Source organism: Sutterella sp. (assembly GCF_030539355.1).
Classification (GTDB): Bacteria; Pseudomonadota; Gammaproteobacteria; order Burkholderiales; family Burkholderiaceae_F; genus Sutterella.
In genome coordinates this window covers 1-1,802 of record NZ_JAUNSF010000197.1, presented here as the reverse complement: position 1 = coordinate 1,802, position 1,802 = coordinate 1, and the positions used below count along the sequence as shown (strand labels likewise).

Genomic DNA, 1,802 nt, shown 5'->3' with positions numbered 1-1,802 from the left:
GCCTCGTGATGTCCGCGCACCTTGACTCCGTCTTCCCGAAGGGCACCGACTGCACCGTGAAGGAGATCGATGGCGTCCTTCACGCCCCCGGCATCTCGGACGATACCTGCGGTCTCGCGGCGCTGCTGCAGATCCTGAGGAGCATCAAGGGTGCCGGGGTTCCGCTCGTCGGCGACATCGTGATCGCCGCCACCGTGGGCGAGGAAGGCAACGGCGACCTGCGCGGCACCAAGGCCCTCTGGAAGGCCCGCTCCAGTGAATTCGACGGCTTCATCGGCCTTGACAGCGCGGCCCCGACGCGCATCCTCAAGGGCGCGATGGGAAGCCTCCGCTACCGCGCGGTCTTCGAGGGCCCGGGCGGCCACAGCTTCAAGAAGTTCGGCCTCGTGGCCTCAGCCAACCACGCGCTCTGCCGCGCCGGCGCGAAGATCGCCGACCTTCAGGTTCCCGAGGAACCGAAGACCACCTTCACCGTCGGCGTCATGGGCGGCGGAACGAGCGTCAACGCCATCGCGGCGAAGGCCGAGATGCAGATCGATGTCCGCAGCTCCGACAACGAGGAACTCACCCGCACCGCGGACAGGATCCTCGGGCTCCTTGACGAGGCCGTCGCCGAGGAGAACGCCCGCTGGGGCGTCTCGGGCGGGAACGCCGTGCGGCTCACGGTCGAGCCGATCGGGCACCGGCCGGCGGGCATCTCGTCGCCGGAGAGCCCGGTGATCCAGGCGGCGCACGCCGCCATGGACGCGCTCGGCATTCCGCTTCTCAACTACGCCTTCGCCTCGACCGACCACAACGTGCCGCTCTCAATGGGCTTCCCCGCCACGACGCTCGGCGGCGGCGGCACCGAGGCCAACAACCATGCGCTCACCGAGTGGTGGGACCCGAAGGACGCCTGGCTGGGCCCGCAGGAGGCGCTCCTCGCCGCGCTCGCGCTCGTGGGCGTCGAGGGCGTGACGGAGCCGATGCTCCCGCGGAAGCACTGATCCTCGCTTCTGAGAGCGCTCCCTTCAGGAGCGCCGGACACACTGAGCCGAAGCCTCTCCGGACTGAACTGCCCGGGGAGGTTTCTGTCGTTCAGGTGCCGTCATGACATTTCCGGGTCCCGGCGCCGGGAATTTCTGAAAACACCTCTCGCAGAGGCGTTTTCCGTGTACATCAGGCCACACGACGCCTCCCCTTTGTGTAATAAACTGCGTCCGATCCGGGGTTCGTGACGCGTTTCCATTTGTGTCTTCCCTGAAGACACGACGGCCTCGTGCGTTCCCTGTGGCGGCGCAGTTGGACTTGCTGCAGGTCGAGTCCGGTTGTTAACGGCGGGTGCCGTGAGCTTCGTGTATGTGGACGGCGACACCTCGCAGGACAACTACGGCGGGAAGATCACGGCCGACGCCACGTCGAAGATCTTCTCGGCGAGCATGAAGGCGAAGTACGCGTTCGAGACCGAGACGGTCGACATCGCGCCCTACGCGGGCCTGCGCTTCAGCTTCGTCCACATGGACGCGATGACCGCGCGCTCGGGCGGCTCGGTGATCATGAACTCCGACTCGACCACCTCGACCGAGGTCCTCGACCGCGTGAACTACTCGGCCAAGCTTGGGCTGACGGGCGAGGCCGGCCGCTTCGGCTTCGGCGTGGGCGTCTCCTACACCGGGAGCTCGAACGCCGACAACTACGCCGCGATGGCGAACGTCCGCTGGAGGTTCTGACCGACCGCACATCCCTTCCCGGCGGGCCTCCCGTTTTCCCGGACCCGCCCGCCGGGGAAGACCTTTTTCGTAACCGAATCACCTTGACCGGCC

At 67.1% G+C, this 1,802-nt stretch carries 2 protein-coding genes; both read left to right on the top strand.

Translation table 11 applies throughout. From position 1 onward, the window contains the following. A partial coding sequence (locus tag Q4F91_RS13480) for a M20/M25/M40 family metallo-hydrolase (RefSeq protein WP_303338248.1) occupies positions 1 to 986 on the top strand: 986 nt, incomplete at its 5' end. Positions 987 to 1,307: 321 nt separating this feature from the next. Further along, positions 1,308 to 1,709 (top strand): autotransporter domain-containing protein, encoded by a 402-nt coding sequence (locus Q4F91_RS13475; protein WP_368661021.1) that lies wholly within the window; start codon positions 1,308 to 1,310, stop codon positions 1,707 to 1,709. The last annotated feature ends 93 nt before the right edge of the window (positions 1,710 to 1,802 follow it).